The 18,223-nt window shown below is 67.6% G+C and carries 16 protein-coding genes and 1 tRNA gene; 7 read left to right on the forward strand and 10 right to left on the reverse strand.

Annotated elements, in window-relative coordinates; all coding sequences use genetic code 11:
- Window positions 1–66: 66 nt before the first annotated feature.
- Both B9N75_RS08670 and acs read right to left on the reverse strand, forming a co-directional pair.
- Window positions 67–1,038: a glucokinase gene (locus B9N75_RS08670; RefSeq protein WP_085218434.1), complete on the reverse strand. Its 972-nt coding sequence runs from the start codon at window positions 1,036–1,038 to the stop codon at window positions 67–69.
- Entirely contained in the window at window positions 1,031–2,953 is a 1,923-nt protein-coding gene (acs, locus tag B9N75_RS08675) for an acetate--CoA ligase (RefSeq protein WP_085219504.1), read from the reverse strand. The genes B9N75_RS08670 and acs overlap by 8 nt, the downstream gene beginning before the upstream one ends.
- A 146-nt stretch (window positions 2,954–3,099) precedes the next feature.
- On the opposite strand from acs, the gene B9N75_RS08680 reads away from it, so the two are divergent.
- From B9N75_RS08680 to B9N75_RS08710, 7 genes are all read left to right on the forward strand, one after another.
- Window positions 3,100–4,458 carry an OprO/OprP family phosphate-selective porin gene (locus tag B9N75_RS08680; protein ID WP_085218435.1) on the forward strand — a complete coding sequence of 453 codons (1,359 nt, stop codon included), beginning with the start codon at window positions 3,100–3,102 and terminating at the stop codon, window positions 4,456–4,458.
- Window positions 4,459–4,559: 101 nt separating this feature from the next.
- Window positions 4,560–5,603 (forward strand): substrate-binding domain-containing protein, encoded by a 1,044-nt coding sequence (locus B9N75_RS08685; RefSeq protein WP_085218436.1) that lies wholly within the window; start codon window positions 4,560–4,562, stop codon window positions 5,601–5,603.
- Window positions 5,604–5,736: 133 nt separating this feature from the next.
- Complete coding sequence (locus B9N75_RS08690) at window positions 5,737–6,951, forward strand: GNAT family N-acetyltransferase (RefSeq protein WP_244552305.1); 1,215 nt, start codon at window positions 5,737–5,739, stop codon at window positions 6,949–6,951.
- The gene (locus B9N75_RS08695) at window positions 6,948–7,796 is read left to right on the forward strand and encodes a cupin domain-containing protein (protein ID WP_085218437.1); all 849 of its coding nucleotides are present in this window, start codon (window positions 6,948–6,950) and stop codon (window positions 7,794–7,796) included. Before B9N75_RS08690 ends, B9N75_RS08695 begins: the two co-directional genes overlap by 4 nt.
- Window positions 7,793–8,800 carry a polysaccharide deacetylase family protein gene (locus B9N75_RS08700; protein ID WP_085218438.1) on the forward strand — a complete coding sequence of 336 codons (1,008 nt, stop codon included), beginning with the start codon at window positions 7,793–7,795 and terminating at the stop codon, window positions 8,798–8,800. The genes B9N75_RS08695 and B9N75_RS08700 overlap by 4 nt, the downstream gene beginning before the upstream one ends.
- Window positions 8,790–9,803: a glycosyltransferase family 2 protein gene (locus B9N75_RS08705; RefSeq protein ID WP_085218439.1), complete on the forward strand. Its 1,014-nt coding sequence runs from the start codon at window positions 8,790–8,792 to the stop codon at window positions 9,801–9,803. The genes B9N75_RS08700 and B9N75_RS08705 overlap by 11 nt, the downstream gene beginning before the upstream one ends.
- Window positions 9,804–10,004: 201 nt before the next feature.
- Window positions 10,005–11,186, forward strand: a complete 1,182-nt coding sequence (locus B9N75_RS08710) for a cell wall hydrolase (RefSeq protein ID WP_085218440.1) — start codon at window positions 10,005–10,007, stop codon at window positions 11,184–11,186.
- A 1-nt stretch (window position 11,187) separates the two neighbouring features.
- On the opposite strand, the gene B9N75_RS08715 is transcribed toward B9N75_RS08710, so the two are convergent.
- From B9N75_RS08715 to B9N75_RS08750, 8 genes are all read right to left on the reverse strand, one after another.
- The gene (locus B9N75_RS08715) at window positions 11,188–12,651 is read right to left on the reverse strand and encodes a helicase HerA domain-containing protein (protein WP_085218441.1); all 1,464 of its coding nucleotides are present in this window, start codon (window positions 12,649–12,651) and stop codon (window positions 11,188–11,190) included.
- A gap of 24 nt (window positions 12,652–12,675) precedes the next feature.
- Window positions 12,676–12,751, reverse strand: a tRNA-Thr gene (locus tag B9N75_RS08720).
- Between the two features lie 17 nt (window positions 12,752–12,768).
- Window positions 12,769–13,623, reverse strand: a complete 855-nt coding sequence (locus B9N75_RS08725; RefSeq protein WP_085218442.1) for a hypothetical protein — start codon at window positions 13,621–13,623, stop codon at window positions 12,769–12,771.
- Window positions 13,620–14,918: a mechanosensitive ion channel gene (locus B9N75_RS08730; RefSeq protein ID WP_085218443.1), complete on the reverse strand. Its 1,299-nt coding sequence runs from the start codon at window positions 14,916–14,918 to the stop codon at window positions 13,620–13,622. Before B9N75_RS08730 ends, B9N75_RS08725 begins: the two co-directional genes overlap by 4 nt.
- Before the next feature lie 95 nt (window positions 14,919–15,013).
- Complete coding sequence (locus B9N75_RS08735) at window positions 15,014–15,685, reverse strand: glutathione S-transferase family protein (RefSeq protein WP_085218444.1); 672 nt, start codon at window positions 15,683–15,685, stop codon at window positions 15,014–15,016.
- 54 nt (window positions 15,686–15,739) lie between these two features.
- The gene (locus tag B9N75_RS08740; protein ID WP_085218445.1) at window positions 15,740–16,240 is read right to left on the reverse strand and encodes a hypothetical protein; all 501 of its coding nucleotides are present in this window, start codon (window positions 16,238–16,240) and stop codon (window positions 15,740–15,742) included.
- A gap of 108 nt (window positions 16,241–16,348) precedes the next feature.
- The gene (locus B9N75_RS08745) at window positions 16,349–17,152 is read right to left on the reverse strand and encodes an undecaprenyl-diphosphate phosphatase (RefSeq protein ID WP_085218446.1); all 804 of its coding nucleotides are present in this window, start codon (window positions 17,150–17,152) and stop codon (window positions 16,349–16,351) included.
- Window positions 17,153–17,187: 35 nt separating this feature from the next.
- Window positions 17,188–18,138 carry a complex I NDUFA9 subunit family protein gene (locus B9N75_RS08750; RefSeq protein WP_244552306.1) on the reverse strand — a complete coding sequence of 317 codons (951 nt, stop codon included), beginning with the start codon at window positions 18,136–18,138 and terminating at the stop codon, window positions 17,188–17,190.
- Window positions 18,139–18,223 lie beyond the last annotated feature (85 nt).

The following is an 18,223-nucleotide window of genomic DNA, read 5'->3' on the forward strand; positions in this document are numbered from 1 at the left end:
CGAAAGCGGGAACCCAGTCGCACCCGTCCTATGGATCGCCGCTTTCGCGGGGATGACAATGAAGGGTTAGTGCCGCTCCTCCCGCTCGAAGGCGACGGCAGCCCCTAGCAACCCCGGCTCGGCATAGGTGGCGAGCTTGACCGGCACGCGCTGCATCCGCTCGCGATAGCGGCCCTTGGCGGTGAAGCGCGCCTCGAAGGCGGGGCCGCGCAGCCGGTCGGGCATCCGGTTGGCGAGGCCGCCGGTGACGACGACGCCCATCGCGCCGTGCGCGAGGCTGATGTCGCCGGCCGCCGATCCGAAGCAGCGCACCAATATCTCCAGTGCCCGCGCCGCGGTCGGGTCGCTGCGGTCGAGCGCGATCGTCCAGAGATCGCCGGCATTGTTGGCGTCCCACTCGCCGGCGCCGCCGAGGAAATTGTAGATGTCGACCAGGCCGGGGCCGGAGACGACGCGCTCCAGCGAGGCGCGGCTGTAGCGGGCGGCGATATAGTCGGCGAGATCCTCTTCCTCGGTATTGAGCGGCGCGAAGCCGATATGCGCCGCTTCGGTCTCGATCACCCGGACCGTGCCGCCCTTCCGCGACAGGATCGAGACGCCGAGCCCGGTGCCGGGGCCGAGAATACTAACGACTCCCTCATCGGGCAGCGCGCCGTCGCCGACGATCGGTTGCAGTTCCTCCGCCGTCATCACCGACACCGCATGGGCGACCGCGCCGAAATCGTTGAGCAGGACGAGGCGGTCTAGGCCGAGTTCGTCCGCGACCGTCCGGCGGTCTATCCGCCAATCGCTGTTCATGAAGCGCAGCACGTCGCCCTCGATCGGCGCGGCGACGGCGAGCGACGCGCTTTTTGGAAGCTCCGCGCCGCACTCGCGCGCGAACCGATCCCACGCAGCGCCGAGCCCCGGATATTCGCGCGTGCGATAGCGCTTCATCGGCCCGATCCCGGGCCGCGCGCCGGGCTTCAGCGTCGCCAGGGCGAAGCGCGCGTGCGTCCCGCCGATGTCGCCGACGACGATCTGTTCGCCATTAGCGATTGCGGCGACCTTCGATCAGGCTGTCGACCAGCGACGGATCGGCGAGCGTGGAAGTATCGCCGAGCGACCCGAAATCATTCTCGGCGATCTTGCGGAGGATGCGGCGCATGATCTTGCCCGATCGCGTCTTGGGAAGCGCGGGGGTGACGTGGATGATGTCGGGCGACGCGATCGGGCCGATTTCCTTGCGCACCTGCTGGCGCAGCTCCGTCTCCAGCGCCTCCGAGTTTTCCTCGCCGGCGTTGAGCGTTACATAAGCGTAGATGCCGGTGCCCTTGATGTCGTGCGGGTAGCCGACCACCGCGGCCTCGGCGACGAGCGGGTGCGCAACGAGCGCCGATTCCACCTCCGCCGTCCCCATGCGATGTCCGGAAACGTTGAGCACGTCGTCCACCCGGCCGGTGATCCAGTAATAATCATCCTCGTCGCGGCGACAGCCGTCACCGGTGAAATAGAGGCCCTTGTAGGTCGAGAAATAGGTCTGCACGAACCGCTCGTGATCGCCGTAGACGGTGCGCATCTGCCCCGGCCAGCTCCGCGCGATGCAGAGGTTTCCGGAGGTCGCACCCTCCAGCAGCTTGCCGTCGCCGTCCACCAGTAGCGGCTCGACCCCGAAGAAGGGGCGGCCCGCGGAGCCGGGCTTCATGCCGTGCGCGCCGGGCAGCGTGGTGATCATCACCCCGCCGGTCTCGGTCTGCCACCAGGTGTCGATCACCGCACAGCGCTCGTCGCCCACCGTCCGCCAATACCATTTCCAGGCTTCCGGATTGATCGGCTCGCCCACCGATCCCAGCAGGCGGAGCGAGGAGCGGTCGTGCTTCGTCACCGGATCGTCGCCTTCGCGCATCAGCGCGCGGATCGCGGTGGGCGCAGTGTAGAAGATGTTGACCTCGTGGCGCTCCACCATTTCCCAGAAGCGCTCGACGTTCGGATGGTTGGGCACGCCCTCGAACATCAGGCTGGTCGCGCCGTTGGCGAGCGGGCCGTAGACGACATAGGAATGGCCGGTGACCCAGCCGACATCGGCGGTGCACCAGAAGATCTCGCCCTCGCGATAGTCGAAGACGTGGTGGAAGGTGCTCGCCGTCCAGACGCCATAGCCGCCGGTGGTGTGGAGCACGCCCTTGGGCTTGCCGGTCGATCCCGAGGTGTAGAGGATGAACAGCGGGTCTTCCGCGCCCATCGGCTCGCAGGGGCAATCGCCGGAGACCGCCATTTCGTCCGCCCAGTGATCGCGGCCCTCCGCCATCGGCACGTCGTTGCCGAGATGGCGGACGACGATGACCGAGGTGACGCCGCAGCCGCGCTCCAGCGCTGCGTCGACATTGGCTTTGAGGGGCACCAGCCGCCCGCCGCGCATCCCGCCGTCGGCGGTGATCACGACGCGGCTGCCGCAATCCTCGATCCGCCCGTGCAGCGCTTCGGGCGAGAAGCCGCCGAACACCACCGAATGGACTACGCCGATCCGTGCGCAGGCGAGCATGGCGATGGCTGCTTCGGGAATCATCGGCAGATAGAGCGTAACGCGATCGCCCTTCACGACGCCGAGCGTCTTGAGCTTCAACGCCATCGCGACCACGGCCACGTGCAGCTCGGCATAGCTGATCCGGCGAACCACGCCCGGCTCGTCGCCTTCCCAGAGAATTGCGGTCTGATCCGCGCGTGCGGGCAGGTGGCGGTCGACGCAATTGTGGCAGAGGTTGAGCACCCCGTCCTCGAACCAGCGGATATCGACCGGATCGAACGACCAGTTGGCGATCGTGGCCGGCGGCGTCACCCAGTCGAGTCGCCTGGCCTCCTCGCGCCAGAAACCGTCCGGATCGTCGAGCGAGCGGGCGTAGGCCGCGGCATAGCCCTCCGCATCCATATGCGCGCCCGTGGTGGCGGAAGGCGGCGGGGGAATGGTTTCGCTCATTGCGGGATCGGCCGGTGTCGCATCGGCGGCCAGACCTAACGCCTGATCGCCGCCGGTGCCAGCCGCCACAAATATGAAACAATCATGTCAGGCTGCTGCAACAAACGCGTCATAGTCGCGGCGATGAAATGTCATCGAGGTTGAACATGACGATACGACCCGTTCTCCTGCTCTCCGCATCGCTGCTCGCGATGGCGACTCCCGCCCATGCTCAGGAAGCCGCATCGCCCGAGGCGATGCGCGCCGAGATCGACGCGCTGAAGGCGCAGCTCCGCGCGCTCGAAGCCCGGCTCGACAGCGTCGCCCAGCAGCAGGCCGCGGCGCCAGCACCCGCCCCGACCGAAGTCGCGGCAGCCGCGCCAACGCCCACCAAGGCCGAGAAGGCGACCGAAGTCACCTGGAAGGGTGGGCCTGAGCTCACCCATCCCGATGGTTGGCGGTTCAAGGTGCGTGGCCGGCTGCAGATCGACGCCGGCACGGTCTCCAGCCCGCGCAGCTTCTCGGACACCGGCCTCGGTTTCTCGAACGAGATCCGCCGTGTGCGGCTCGGCGCGGAAGGCGATATCCCGGGCGGCTTCGGCTATCGCGTCGAGGCGGAGTTCGCCGACAATGAAGTCGAGATGACCGACGCGTATCTGACTTACGGCAAGGGCCCGTTTGGCGTCACGCTCGGCCAGCACAACAACTTCCAGTCGCTCGACGAGCTGACCAGCGATCTCTTCACCAGCTTCATGGAGCGCGCCGCCTTCACCGACGCGTTCAATTTCGAGCGCCGCGTCGGCCTCTCGGCGGGCTACCGGCAAGGCGCATTCATGGCCAATGTCGGCGTCTTCACCGACGACATCAGCGCGCTGACCGATGACGGCAACAACAGCCGCAGCATCGACGCGCGCGCCGTCTGGATGCCCAAGTTCGGCGACACCCAGCTCCACTTCGGCGCTTCAGGGCACCTGCGCGATTTCGGCGATCTTCCCGGTGCGCGCTATCGCCAGCGGCCCTTCATCCATTCGACCGACGTCCGCTTCATCGACACCGGCGCGCTCGGCGCCACGGGCGAGAAGGATTATGGGCTCGAGCTCGCCGCGGTCCACGGCCCGTTCCACTTCGCAGGCGAAACGCACTGGCTGCAATCCGAGCTGCCGGGAGCGGCCGATCCCACGTTCTTCGGCGGTTATGCGGAGGCGGGCTGGTTCATCACCGGCGAGAGCCGCGGCTTCAAGAATGGCGCGTGGGACCGGACCAAGCCCCTGCGCAGCGTCGCCGACGGCGGCATGGGCGCGCTGCAGGTGAACCTGCGCTACGACTATCTCGATCTGATCGACGCCGGCATCGTCGGCGGCAAGCAGAACGGCTACCTCGCCTCGCTGATCTGGACGCCGATCGCCTACATGCGGCTTGGCCTCAACTACGGCCATCTCGTCTACGACCAGGCGCGCGCATTGCCCGACGGCCGCCGCGACTATTCGGTCGATTCGTTCGGCGTGCGCGCCGAGATCGATTTCTAAGCGTCCAGACTGCGCTGTCATCGAACTGTCGCACGACTGTAACCGAACCGCCCGCCGCGCCTGATAGGCGGCCGGCACATCTGAAGAGGAAGGTTAAATCCATGCGCATATTGTTGGGGCTTGGCGCGGCGGCGGTGCTGCTCGCGGGGTGCGGCGACGGCGCCGGCGGGGGGCAGCAGAGCGCGGTCCGTCCGATCCGCGCGGTGGGATCCTCCACCGTCTATCCGTTCACCACCGCGGTCGCCGAGCAGTTCGCACGTGCCAACCCTCAGTTCGGCGCGCCGACAGTGGAATCGACCGGCACCGGCGGCGGCATGAAGCTGTTCTGCGCGGGTGTCGGCATCAACCAGCCCGACGTGGTCAACGCGTCGCGCCGGATGAAGCGCTCCGAATATGCCGATTGCGCCAACAACGGCGTCGATCAGGTGATCGAGCTGCAGATCGGCATCGATGGCATCGCCTTCGTCGAATCGAACAATGGCCCGCGTTTCAAGCTGACCCCGGCGCAGGTCTATCAGGCGCTCGCCAAGACGCCCTACGGCAAGCCGCAGACCGCGGTGAACTGGTCCGACGTCGATCCCGCGCTGCCCAAGATCAAGATCCAGGTCTACGGCCCGCCGCCTACCAGCGGCACCCGCGACGCGCTCGCCGAGCTGATCCTCGAAAAGGGCTGCGACGCCAATGCCGAGATGAAGGCGCTGAAGGAGAAGGACAGCGATCAGCACAAGACCGTCTGCACGACGATCCGCGAGGACGGCGTCTATGTCGAGGCGGGGGAGAACGACAATCTGCTGATCCAGAAGGTGGAGGCCAACCCGACCGCGATCGGCGTCCTCGGCTACAGTTTCCTCGAGCGCAATTCCGACAAGGTGCACGGTGTGCCCTTGAACGACGTGACGCCGACCTACGAGACGATCTCGACCTTCGCCTATCCCGGCGCGCGTCCGCTCTACGTCTATGTGAAGGGCCAGCATCTCGACGCGATCCCGGGCCTGCGCGAATTCGTCGCCGAATATGCCAAGTCGTGGAACCCCGACGGCTTGCTGGTGAAGCGCGGCCTCATCGCCTCGCCCGACGCGCAGCGCACCGCGGCGACCGACGTCGCGGCGAAGTTCACCGCGCTGGACCCGAACCAGCTCAAATAAGCGCCATCCCCCAGGCGCGATCGACTGACCCCGCGGCCTCACTGGCCGCGGGGTTTTTGTTGGGCGCCCCTCCGGCATCAGCACATAATTTACCCCTCCGGCGCTAGGTCGTTTTGTTGCGTCGCGGAACGGAATGGCGATGGGAGCAGAGACGGCGATTGCGGCGGCCGGACACCGGCCTTTCAGCAGCGTCCCGCATACCGGCGGCGACGGGCTGCTCGCCGTGCGCTCGGCGCCGGTGCGCGACGTGCCTTTCTCGCTACGTGCCGAATGGCAGGCGCTGGCCGCCGATGCGGCGGAACCCAATTGCTTCAACGAGCCGTGGTTCGTCGCGGCGGGGCTCAAGCATCTCTCGGGCGACGGCGTGCGGCTGATTGAGGTACGATCGGCGATGCCGGGCGAGCCGCTGATCGGCGTGCTGCCCGTCCATATCGGCGCCGATTACGGGCGGATGCGGGTCAGCCATGTCCGCAACTGGAAGCATCATCACGATTTTCTCGCGACGCCGCTGATCCGCCACGGCTACGAAGGCGCCTTTTGGTGCGCGGTCCTGCGGCATCTCGACGCGGCCGACTGGGCGCCGGGCTTTTTCCACGTCAACGGCCTGGTCGAGGGCGGCCCGGTGCATCACGGGCTTGAGCTCGCTGCGGGGGCGCACGATCGCGAGGCGGCGGTCGTCCACCGGATTGAGCGCGCCTTGCTGCAGAGCGACCTCGGCGCAGACGCCTATTACGAAACACAGGTCCGCAAGAAGAAGCGCAAGGAGCTGAAACGCCTGCGCAACCGGCTGGAGGAGCTGGGTCCGGTCGCACTGCACGCGCTCGGGCCGCGCGAGGCGCTGGAGCCCTGGTGCGACGCCTTCCTGTCGCTGGAGAAGCGCGGCTGGAAGGGGCGCGCGCATTCCGCGCTCGCCTCGCGGCCCGAAACTGCAGCCTTTTTCCGCGATGCGCTGGCCGGCGCGCGGGCGGCGGGGCGGCTGGAGATGCTGCGGCTCGATCTCGGCGAACGGCCGATCGCGATGCTGGTCAACTTCCTCGCCGCGCCCGGCGCCTTCTCGTTCAAGATTGCCTTCGACGAGGAATTCGCGCGCTTCTCGCCCGGCGTGCTGATCGAGCTGGAGAATCTCCGCATCCTCGACCGGCCCGACATCGCCTGGATGGATAGCTGCGCGGCCGAGAAGCATAATATGATCGACAGCCTGTGGGGCGGCCGCCGCGCGATTGTGCGGGTCAGCGTGCCGCTGAGCGGGCTCCAGCGCGCCGCGACCTACCGGCTGTGCCGCACGCTGGAGCAGGCCTCCGCCGCGCGCCGTGCCTTCCTGTCGCAGGTGAAGGAGGCGCTGGCATGACCGCCTTCGCGCCTTCCGCGCTGGGCGAATTTCGCGCAGCCTATCCCGAGCAGCCCGTGCTGCTGGCGCACGATCTGTGCGATCATCCGCTGCTGACGCTGGACTCGCTGGCGGCGCTCGCGGGCCGGATGCGGCCGGTCGATGTCGAATATAACCGCGCCGATTTGCCGATCGGCATCGACCCCGCCGAGACGCCCGCCAACGGCCTCTCGATCGCCGAGACGATCCGGTCGATCGAGGACAATGGCTCGTGGATGGTGCTGAAGTTCATCGAGCAGGACGCGGCCTATCGCGCGCTGCTGCATGAAACGCTGGCCGGTCTCGCGGAGATCGTCCGGCCGGCGACCGGCGAGATGCTGAAGCTCGAAGGCTTCGTCTTCATCTCCTCGCCGGATGCGGTGACGCCGTTCCATTTCGATCCCGAGCACAACATTCTGGCGCAGATCCGGGGCAGCAAGGTGATGACGATCTTCCCCGCCGGCGATCCGCGGGTGGTCGAAGGAACCGCGCACGAAGCCTTCCACGCGGGCGGCCACCGCAATCTCCCATGGGACAACAAGCTGGCGGCGTTCGGGGAGGGCTTTCCGCTGGAGCCTGGGCGTGCCGTCTATGTGCCGGTAAAGGCGCCGCATTGGGTCAAGAACGGGCCGGAGACTTCGATCTCCTTCTCGATCACCTGGCGGTCGGAATGGAGCTATCGCGAGGAATATGCGCACGGCTTCAACCGGATGCTGCGCCGTGCGGGTGCCGATCCGGCGATGCCGGGGCGCTTCCCGCACCAGAACCGCGCCAAATCGCTCGCGTATCGGGCCGCACTGAAAGCGGGGAGGCTGATCGGCCGATGACGCACGATCCGCCCCGCCTGCTCATTGTTGTCGATACCGAGGAGGAGTTCGACTGGCGCGCGCCCTTTTCGCGCGATTCCGTCGCGACGCGCTCGATCCCGGCGCAGCTCGCCGCGCACCGGATATATGACCGGCTCGGCGTCGTGCCAACCTATGTGGTCGACTATCCGGTCGCCAACGATCCGCAGGCTGTCGAGATACTCGGCGGGCTGGCGCGCGACGGCCGGGCGATCATCGGTGCGCATCTCCATCCCTGGGTGACGCCGCCGCATGACGAGGAGGTGAGCGCGCTCAACTCCTACCAGTGCAACCTGCCGCCGGACCTGGAGCGCGCCAAGATCGAGACGATCACGGCCGCGATCGAGCGCAGCTTCGGCGCGCGGCCGACGGTGTTCAAGGCGGGCCGCTACGGCTTCGGCGCGGCGACGCGCGATACTCTGGTCGATCTCGGCTACAAGGTCGATTGCTCGGTGCTGCCCTTCACCAGCCTCGCGCGCGACGGCGGCCCCAATTATTATGGCGCGGCCGATCGCCCGGTGTGGCTGGACGCGGATCGGAGGCTGCTCGAAGTGCCCGTCACCACCGGCTATGTCGGCACGCTCGCCCGTCTCGGCGCCAATATCCAGCCGCTGTTCGACAGCCGCCGCGCCGCCAAGCTCCATCTGCCCGGATTTCTCGCCAAGAGCGGGCTCGTCGCCCGGTCGCGCCTCTCGCCCGAAGGCGTATCCGCCAAGGAGCAGTGCCAATTGCTCGAAACCCTCGTCCGCAGCAACCGCAAGATATTCAGCATGAGCTATCACAGCCCCAGCCTCGCGCCCGGCAACACGCCTTATGTGAAATCCGGCCCCGATCTCGTCCGTTTCCTCGATACGATCGAGGAGGTGCTGACCTATTTCCGCGACGCGCTGGGCGGCGTCTTCACCACCTTCGACGCGGTTTACGCGCGCGAAGCGGCGGCGCTGGCGGAGCGCGGCGAGCGGAGGGGAGGGCGTTATGCGGCCTGAACCGCGCATCTCGGTCGCGATGGGTGCCTACAACGCCCAGCCCTATCTGGCGGAAGCGATCGAAAGCATCCTTAGCCAGACGTTCGGTGACTTCGAATTCCTGATCGTCAACGACGGCTCGACCGACGGATCGGGCGATGTGATCGATGCCTATGCGGCGCGCGATCCGCGCGTCCGCGCGCTCCACCAGCCGAACGCCGGGCTGGTCGCCAGCCTCAACCGCGCAATCGACGAGGCGCGCGCACCGCTCATCGCGCGGATGGACGCCGACGACATCTCGCTGCCCGACCGGTTCGAGAAGCAGCTCGCCTTCATGGCGGCAAATCCGGATTACGGCGTCGTCGGCACCGCGACCGACGATATCGACGAACAGGGCCGGATCACCCGCAACCTCGATTACCATCCGCTCGACCACGAATCTTTCCTCGAGGCGCTCGATGGGCGGCCGCTGATCTGCCACCCGTCGGTGATCATGCATCGCGACGTGCTGGTCGCGGTCGGCGGCTATCGCCGCGCCTTCGTCCATTGCGAGGATTACGATCTCTGGCTGCGGCTTTCGCAGCATACGCGGATCTGCAGCATCAAGGACCGGCTGTTCCAATATCGCCGCTCGTGGACGCAGGTCAGCACCGCGTTCAACGTCCAGCAGCAGATCGGCGCCGCAGTGGCCTTCTTCGCGCATCAGGAGCGGATCGCGGGGCGGCCGGACCCGACCGAGGGTCTCGACAAGCTGCCGCCGATCGATGCTCTCGACGATCTGTTCGGGCGGCCCGGCGTCGCACAGGCGGTGCGCGCCCGCGTCGCGCCCAATCTGCTCCACAGCGGCGAGGCGCTGCGCAGCGACGGATTCGACCTGCTGCTGCGCCATATCGCCGACGGCGGCGCGCGCGATGGCCTCTGGCGGACGACTGCGCGGCTGATGAAGCTGCGCGAGCCGAAACGCGCGGCACGACTCGCCATTGCCCTCGCGACATCGTCGGAGCGACCGCGCCTTAGCGCTTGAAATCGCTCTTCGCATTTCCATCTCTGTTCGCGGCGGCGCTTCGGTGCCGCTTTGGCAAGCCGCGGCGAATCATGCTATGGGCCGCCGGCTTAGGGGGTGAGGGCAGCTTTTAGCCCATTGAATGTCTGACGTTCGGCTGCGGGCCGTGGACGTCCAACCGCGATCGCTGCCCAAGGGCGCTTTCGCCATGCGGAGTCGTCGATGGACGTAGCGAAGCCCCGTTTCCGCCTGCCTGCGCTCGAACGCCGCCATTGGGCGGCGTCGGTCGTTCTGGCCGGTATTCTTGGCCTGAACGTGTTTGCAGGCATCAGCTTGCTCGGCGGCAACGAGATCAGCCGCGCATCGGCCAAGACGCGCACGATCGTCGCCGATCCCACACTGCCGCCGCAGCCCGAGCCGATGAACTTCCGCACCGTCGCGCCGCAGGATGCGGTGGCGATCAACGCCGCGGTGCCGCTTGCGACCGGCCCCAACCCGGCTGCGCGTGCCTTCGTGTTTCCGGCGAAGAGCGACGGCGATCGCACCCGCGCGCTCGATTGCCTGACCTCCGCCATCTATTATGAAGCGGCGACCGAGCCGACCGACGGCCAGCGCGCAGTGGCGCAGGTGGTGCTCAACCGCGTCCGCCACCCGGCCTTCCCGAAGACGGTGTGCGGCGTCGTCTATCAGGGCGCCGAGCGCTCGACGGGCTGCCAGTTCACCTTCACCTGCGATGGTTCGCTCCGCCGCCTGCCGATGGCGAGCTATTGGGATCGTGCGCGCAAGGTCGCCGCCGCGGCGCTGGCCGGCGAGGTCTATGCGCCGGTCGGCTATTCCACCCATTATCACACCAACTGGGTGGTGCCCTATTGGAGCTCTAGCCTGGTGAAGCTCGCCAATGTCGGCACGCACATCTTCTACCGCTGGAGCGGCGGCTGGGGGAAACCGGCCTCGTTCGGCACAGGCGCCACCGGCAGCGAGCCGACCATCGATCTCGCACGGCTGCGCGCGCGGGTGCCGACGATGCCGTCGCCCAACGATCCCGATGCGCTGGCCGCCGCCGCTGCCGCCGCGGCGAAGAAGGCTGGTCAGGAAGAGCCGACCGGATCGGCGAGCCTCGACAGCTTCCAGCGCGCGGTGCTGCGCCGTTACGAGCCGGTTCCGGGCGCCGCGGTCGCTTCGCTGCTCGCCGAGCAGGCGGCGGACACCCAGCCCGACGCCAAGGCGAGCGCCAGCCACCGCTGGGCGATGGCGGGGGATGGCACGGCCGGCGCTCCGCTCGGCCGTGCGCCGGCCGCAGCGGCGGACGCCAAAGCCGAGACGTCGAAGCAGCCTGTCTGCCTCGAAGGCGTCAAGCGCTGGGGCACCACGCCGGGCGAAGATCCGAAAGCGGTAAGCTGCTGATCTAGCGCCGCGCCGCGCGCCGCGGTGCGTCTGCGCCCGGCTCCGATGCCGCGGTTGTCCAGCCGAGATGCGGCAGGCTGATCGCACGCCGGCCCGAAAGATCGATCCGCGTGACGATTACGCCCTGCTCCTCCATGTAGGAGAGGAGACGGCGGACACGGCCCATCGAACTCGTGCCATAGGCGCGCGCCAGCGCTTCGTCGGGCGGGCATTCCTCGCCGTCACGCGCGGCGCGGGCGATCAGCAGGAAGGGCGCCAGCACATCGTCGGGCAGCGCCGCGCCGATCCCCAGGACCTCGCCCCACTCCGCCTCATCCTCCATCCCAGCGCGCGCCATCGCGAGCTTGCGGCGGAAATCTGGCAGCGTCACCGCCGCGCTGGCGAGGCCGAGCATTCGGCAGCGCGTCAGGAAATCCTGGTAGAGCGTCGTCACCGTCTGCTGCGCCGATGCCGCGTCGGCGACGAGATCGGCGAGCGCGCGGCGGACGATCGACGCGCTCTCGTGGGCATCCGGCTGCGGCGCGGCCGGCAGCGCGGCCTGCGCGGTGTCGATGCGGCCGATCACCTCGGCGGCGCTGGGCGGCGGCGGAGGGGGTGGTTGCGGCGGTGGCGGCGCGGCTTCAATCGGCGCGCGCACCAGGCTTTCGACGTCGCTCGCGGCCGGCAATGGCATCAGCGTCGGGCTGACGCTCCGCGCCGCCGTGCGGACCGGGCCGATGCGGATCTTGAGCGGCCGCTTGGTGATCGCCGGGCCAAGCGCGAGAAACTGGCCACGCTCGAGATCGCGGATCGCCTCCGCCTGCCGCCGTTCCATGCCGAGCAGATCGGCGGCGCGCGCCATGTCGATGTCGAGAAAGGTGCGGCCCATCAGGAAGTTGGACGCTTCGGCAGCGACATTCTTGGCGAGCTTGGCGAGCCGCTGCGTAGCGATGACCCCGGCGAGGCCGCGTTTGCGGCCCCGGCACATGAGGTTGGTCATTGCGCCGAGCGATGCGCGGCGTGCCTCGTCGCTCACCTCGCCGGCGGCGGCAGGGGCGAAGACCTGCGCCTCGTCGACCACCACCAGTGCCGGAAACCAGTGATCGCGCGGCGCGTCGAACAGCGCCGACAGGAAGGTCGCGGCGCAGCGCATCTGCGCTTCCAGCTCCAGTCCTTCCAGGCTCAGCACCACCGACGCGCGATGCTCGCGCACCCGCTCCGCCATGCGTGCGATCTCGGCCGGGCTGTAGCTCGCGGCCTCCAGCGCAACATGGCTGAACGCATTGCCCAGCGAGACGAAATCGCCTTCGGGATCGATCACGATCTGCTGGACCAGCTCGGCGCTGCCTTCGAGCAGGCGGCGGAGCAGGTGCGACTTGCCCGATCCGCTGTTGCCCTGGACGAGCAGCCGCGTCGACAGCAGCTCCTCCAGATCGAGCGTCACCGTGCCGCCGTCGCCGGTGCCCATGTCGATCTTGGCGGTCATCGCGGAAAACTCGGGTGAGAGGACTGGTGCCGGGTGTCGGACTCGAACCGACGACCTACCGCTTACAAGGCGGTTGCTCTACCAGCTGAGCTAACCCGGCGCGGCTCCCCAATTGCGTCAAGCGACGCCGAACGTCCAGCCTTCGGTGCGGGCGATTTTAGGAGTCAGGCCAGACGGGGACCAGTATTTCGGATCGCCCGCGATGGCGCGCAGGCCCGCGGCGGCAATCAGCACGTCGGTCTGATGATCGTTGGGGGGTGTCGAGAGAATGGGAGACGTGCTGCCGAGCGCGGCGAGCGCCGCGGCAAGGTCCGGCTCGGTCCGCACCTTGCGGCCGCTGAGTCCGGCAAGGCGGATGAAAACGCGCGTGTATATCTCGACGACGACACTGCCGCCGGACGGCAGCGGATCGAAAGGCCAAACTGGGACACGGCCGTCGAGCCTGTGCAGGAGGCGCATGCCCGCGAAGCTCGCCTTGGCGACTTGCGCTGCGCCGATCGCATCGTAGAGCGTCGAGGCCTTGCCGCCGCCGGTGGCGTTGAACGCATCCTCGCAGGCGCGGTGATGGAGGAAGGCGGCCTTGGGACCGTCCGCCGCGCCGAAGTAGAAATGCGGGCGGTGGTGCTCCTCGAGGAAGCTCGCCGCGCCAAGATCGATATCGTCGGCCGCGCGATGATCGACATAAGCCCAGAAGGCCTTGGCCTCGTCCGGTACGCCCGGCTCACCAGGGAGGTAGGCGCCGCGGCGCAGGATCGGTGGTGCGAAACTGAAATCGAAGCCGAATAGCGTGGGGGTCGCTTCAGCCGCGCTGAGCAGCCAATCGAGCACCGCTTGGCGCGACCAGACGCCATCCGCTTCGACCAGATAGGGAGCGCCGCCGCCTGCGTCTGCGCAAGCGACGGCGATACCTTTGTGCTTGCGTCCCTTCGCGCCCGACCAGTCGATCGCGGCGAAGCGGGCGAAGCGCGTCACACCAGCGGCGGCTGGCTGTCGTCCGGCGTCGGGTTACGCGGACGGCGCGGCGCCGACGGCGGGCGGTTGCCCTCCGCCCAACGCTCCAACAGCTTGTGCGCGGTGGGGCGCCCGCCGAGCCCGAAGGCCAGCGCGCACGCTACCGCCGCCGATCCGATGATCGCCGCGAAGGCAATGATCACGATCTCGTTGGCGAGGCCCATGAACCGGAGCCCCATCGCCACCGCGAGCGCGATGATCGACCATTTGAGGATCGCCGGGAGCCAGCCCTCGGTATCCGCGCCCGAGACGAGACTGGAGACGATCCGCGCGATCACGACGCCGCCAAGGATGATGCCGGTGCCGAAGAGAATGCGGCTGCCGAGTTCGAGCACCTGAGCCAGCATTACCGCGATGATCGGCGAGTTGAGCAGTTCCGCGGCCTTGATCGCGCAGAACAGCAGAATCGCCACCATCACGACGGTGCCGACGGTGCGCGACGGCGTGGTCGAGGTGGGTGAGAAGCCCAGCGCGCTCACCGCCCGGTCGAAACCCATCGAGGGCAGCACCTGCTCGACGAAGCCCTTGGCGAGCCGCCCGACGAAATAGCCGATCGCGATCAGCGCCGCGGCGCCGAGCACGTTGGGGATCGCATCGAGAATCGTGCGCAGCATCTCTGTCGCGGGTCCCGAGATCGACTGGATGGAGAGCGCCTCCAGCGCCGCGATCGTCACCGGGATCATGATCAGAAAGAAGGAAACGGTGCCGAGCGAGCGGCTGATCGACACCTGGCGGACCGTCGGTGCGACCGGCACGTCGGCCGGCTGCGGCGCGGCAGCGGGCGATGCGGACGGCTCGACTAGGCCGCTCTTGCGCAGCCAGCCGTCGGCATTGGCGGCAAGCAGCGCCCCCTCGACGATGCGGCGGACGATCTTCGCGGCGACGAGGCCGAGGAAGAAGATCAGCCCCGCCTTGATGACGTTGGGGATGGCGGCGAAAGTGATGATCGTCAGCTCGCGCACCGGCTCCAGCACCTGCGAAAGCCCGAGCGGCTGGAGCGCGAGAAGAATGCCGACCAGCAGGATCAGCCAGAACGCGATGTCACCGATGAGACTACCGACGGTCTGGCCGGGCTCGGCGTCGTTATGCCGCTTGAGCGCCGGAACCTTGTCGACCAGGCGGGCGATCGCCCATTTGGCGGCACGCGCGAGCAGCCATGCAACGAGCAGAATGACGACGGCGCTCAGTACGCGCGGCAGCCATTCCATCAGCTCCATCCGCCAATAGACCTCGTTCGGGTTCTGGGTTTCGTACATCGCTTCCCCCTTTTTGATTGGTTTCGGCACATCGTACCGCTGCCAAAACAATGCGTCAGGGAGAGTAGGGTTCCTAAACAGCCCTCAGAGCAGCCTTAGAAGTCGACCTTGTCATAATGTGCCGGAGGGCTGATCACCTCCATCCGCTCGCCGAGCAGCGGACGGAAGCTCGGCCGCGACTTCATCACCGCATACCAATCCTTGGTCTGCTTGTGGCCACGCCAGTCGAGCCCGCCGAGATAATCGGCGACCGAAAGATGCGCGGCGGCGGCCAGATCGGCGAGGCTGAGCGCGGGGCCGGCGAGCCAGCGCCGGTGATCGAGCAGATAATCGAGATAGTCGAGGTGGCTGTTGGCGACGCGCATCGCATCGCGCAGCACGCGGGTGTCGGGCGCGTCGCGGCTGACCAGCCGCTTGCGCATCCGCTCCTCGATCAGCGGCGCCACCACATCGCGGTAAAGACCGTCATCGAACCAGGCGACCAGCCGGCGAATCTCCGCACGGTTGGCGGCGGTGCCCTGGATCATCGGCGCTTTGTCGATTGTCTCTTCGAAATATTCCGCCATCGCGCCGGAATCGATCAGCGTGACGCCCTTCTGCGGCTCGACCAGTACGGGCGTCTGCCCGGCGGGGTTGAGGTCGATGAACTCGTCACGCCGCTGCCACGGCGATTCGCGCACCAATTCGAACGGCTCGCCCTTCTCCGCCAGCAAGAGCCGGATCTTGCGGGAGAAGGGACAGAGCGGGAATTGATAGAGTTGCCACATGCCCGCGAGCTATTAACGCGCGGGGGCGCGGCGTCCACCGGCTATCGGCGCCGATCAGTCGTCGTAGTCGTAATAATCGCCGTAATAGGGGGCATCGTAAGGGTCGTAGCCCTCGTCATAATAACTGCCGCCTGAAGGATATCCGCGCATCGCATAGGCCATGCGCTGCTCCAGATCGATCATCGAGCGGTGGAGGACAGGCGCCAGCGCGCCGACCCGCGCCGCCATCTCGCCCATGCCGTAGCTCAGCGCGCCGATCTGATCGTGCATCCGGGCGCGCGCATAGGGATCGCCGCGGCCGGCGACGTCACCCAATGTGGTGCCGGGGTGAACGCGGCGGTGCGGGCTGATCGCGTTGACGACATCGCCAACCGGCATGTCCATTAGGGCATCGGCGGCGCGGCCTACGGTGTGGCCCATGGCTTCCGCTTCGCGTGGCGAGGGGATCGAGGCCGCCACCCGCGCGTCGACGGGGTCGGCATAATAAGGCTGCGCCAAGGCGGGCGCGCCGATCGCGGACGCGGCAATGGCCGCAGAAAAGAGCATCTTACGCATGGAACCGTCTCCTGAAGGCACAGGGTTCGCACATTCGGGAATATAACGCTTTCCCGGCGAGTCGGCTCCGTTTCTACGCGCGCGGTGATGAGTCCGCGCTGAACGCGCTCAGAGCGAATAGAGCCACACCAGCGCGACGCTGCCGATGACGATGCGATACCAGGCGAAAGGCGCGAAGCCGTAGCGCGAGACGATGTTGATGAACCAGCGAATGACGATCAGCGCGACGATGAATGAGACGACGAAGCCGATCGCGATGTCGATCCACTCGCCGCGGCCGAGATCGGCGCCGCTCTTCAGAAGATCGTAAGCCGACGCAGCGAGCATCGTCGGGATCGCCAGGAAGAAGCTGTACTCGGCCGCGGTCTTGCGCTCGACGCCAAAGCTCAGCGCGCCCATGATGGTCGCGCCCGAGCGGCTGACGCCGGGGATCATCGACAGGCACTGGACAAAGCCGATGCCGAGCGCAGTCTTCCAGCTGATCGCTTCGACGCTGTGCGACGTCGGCTCCTTCACCAGCCGCTCGATGACCAGGATCGCGATGCCGCCGATCAGCAGCGCCCAGGCGACGATCAGCGGCGAACCCAGCATCGCCTTCACATAGGGGTAAGCGACAAAGCCGATCGCCATCGACGGGATGACGCCGAGCAGGATGTTGCGGGTGAAGGCGATCGCCCCCGCCTCGCGCCGCATCAGCCCGGTCAGCACGTCGGTGAAGCGCTTGTGATAGGCGACCAGCACCGCGAGGATCGCGCCGAGCTGGATGATGATCTCGAACGTGCCAGAAGCTTCGCTGTCGAAGCCGAGCAGCGTTCCGGCGAGGATGAGATGCCCGGTCGACGAGACGGGGATGAATTCGGTCAGCCCCTCGACGATGCCGAGCAGGATGATGGTAATGATCGAGGATTCCATGGAAATGCGTGTCCGCTAAGGGGAGGGCGCGCCGATCAGGCGGGCGATTTGATCGCGAAACGGCCGCTGCGACGGTAAGTGGTGAGCCAGCTCTCCGCCACCGCCTCGAGGGGGGTAGGGGCGATGCCGAACGCGTCCAGCCCCGCGCTGCCCGCGGCCGGGACATTGTCCTTGGCGAGCATCAGCCACTGGTCCCAGGTGATCGGCGCGCCGGGCGCCCAGCCGCCGAACCGCGCCATTGCCGCGGCGACGGGATCGGGGATGTCGATGATGCGCTCGGGCCGCGCCGTAGCGCGAAGAATCCAGGCAACGAGCTGGCGCATGGTCAGCACCTCGGGCCCGCCGAGCTCGTAGATCTTGCCGCCAAACTGGCCCGGATCGAGCGCCGCCGCGGCCACCGCGCGGCCGACATCCGAGACCGAGACCGGCTGGAACTTTACGTCACCGCGGATCACCGGCATCGCCGGCGCGATCTGCGCCATCCGCGCGAAGCGGTTGATAAAATCATCCTCGCGCCCGAACAGGATCGAGGGGCGGAGGATGGTCGCGCCGGGAAAGGCGGCGCGGGCGAGCGCCTCGCCCTTGCCCTTGGTCTTGCCATAGCGCGACGCGCTGTCGGGATCGGCGCCGATCGCCGAGACATGGACCAGCGCCGCGGCGCCCTCGTCCGCCGCCGCCCTGGCGACATTCTCGGCGCCATCGACGTGGAGGCCGTAGAAATCGCCCTTGAGCACGCCGACCAAGTTCACCACCGCATCGCTACCGCGCACCGCGGCGCGGACCTGATCGGCATCGCGGATGTCGGCGCGCACGAACTGCGTCTGGCCGAGCCCGCCCAGCGGCTTCAGGAAAAAGGCTTGGCGCGGATTGGTCTGGGCAATGCGGACGCGCGCGCCGGAACGATAGAGCGCCTGCGCCGCATAACGGCCGAGAAAGCCGCCGCCGCCGAACAAGGTAACCAGCCTGTCGATCTTCTGAACCATCATCCGCCTTCTTTGCGTGGCCACCCCTTGCCCGCTCGTATCGGCGTTGACAAGCGCGCCGGCGCCCCGCTAAGCGCGCCGCCTACCC

Source organism: Allosphingosinicella indica (genome assembly GCF_900177405.1).
Lineage (GTDB): Bacteria > Pseudomonadota > Alphaproteobacteria > Sphingomonadales > Sphingomonadaceae > Allosphingosinicella > Allosphingosinicella indica.

Excerpts from the sequence above, each read along its gene's own strand:
- B9N75_RS08745 (WP_085218446.1), bottom strand. The coding sequence starts at position 17,152 with ATGGAATCCTCGATCATTACCATCATCCTGCTCGGCATCGTCGAGGGG.
- B9N75_RS08710 (WP_085218440.1), top strand. The coding sequence starts at position 10,005 with ATGGACGTAGCGAAGCCCCGTTTCCGCCTGCCTGCGCTCGAACGCCGC.
- B9N75_RS08750 (WP_244552306.1), bottom strand. The coding sequence starts at position 18,138 with ATGATGGTTCAGAAGATCGACAGGCTGGTTACCTTGTTCGGCGGCGGC.
- B9N75_RS08700 (WP_085218438.1), top strand. The coding sequence starts at position 7,793 with ATGACGCACGATCCGCCCCGCCTGCTCATTGTTGTCGATACCGAGGAG.
- B9N75_RS08740 (WP_085218445.1), bottom strand. The coding sequence starts at position 16,240 with ATGCGTAAGATGCTCTTTTCTGCGGCCATTGCCGCGTCCGCGATCGGC.
- B9N75_RS08695 (WP_085218437.1), top strand. The coding sequence starts at position 6,948 with ATGACCGCCTTCGCGCCTTCCGCGCTGGGCGAATTTCGCGCAGCCTAT.
- B9N75_RS08730 (WP_085218443.1), bottom strand. The coding sequence starts at position 14,918 with ATGTACGAAACCCAGAACCCGAACGAGGTCTATTGGCGGATGGAGCTG.
- B9N75_RS08735 (WP_085218444.1), bottom strand. The coding sequence starts at position 15,685 with ATGTGGCAACTCTATCAATTCCCGCTCTGTCCCTTCTCCCGCAAGATC.
- B9N75_RS08690 (WP_244552305.1), top strand. The coding sequence starts at position 5,737 with ATGGCGATGGGAGCAGAGACGGCGATTGCGGCGGCCGGACACCGGCCT.
- B9N75_RS08680 (WP_085218435.1), top strand. The coding sequence starts at position 3,100 with ATGACGATACGACCCGTTCTCCTGCTCTCCGCATCGCTGCTCGCGATG.
- acs (WP_085219504.1), bottom strand. The coding sequence starts at position 2,953 with ATGAGCGAAACCATTCCCCCGCCGCCTTCCGCCACCACGGGCGCGCAT.
- B9N75_RS08705 (WP_085218439.1), top strand. The coding sequence starts at position 8,790 with ATGCGGCCTGAACCGCGCATCTCGGTCGCGATGGGTGCCTACAACGCC.
- B9N75_RS08715 (WP_085218441.1), bottom strand. The coding sequence starts at position 12,651 with ATGACCGCCAAGATCGACATGGGCACCGGCGACGGCGGCACGGTGACG.
- B9N75_RS08685 (WP_085218436.1), top strand. The coding sequence starts at position 4,560 with ATGCGCATATTGTTGGGGCTTGGCGCGGCGGCGGTGCTGCTCGCGGGG.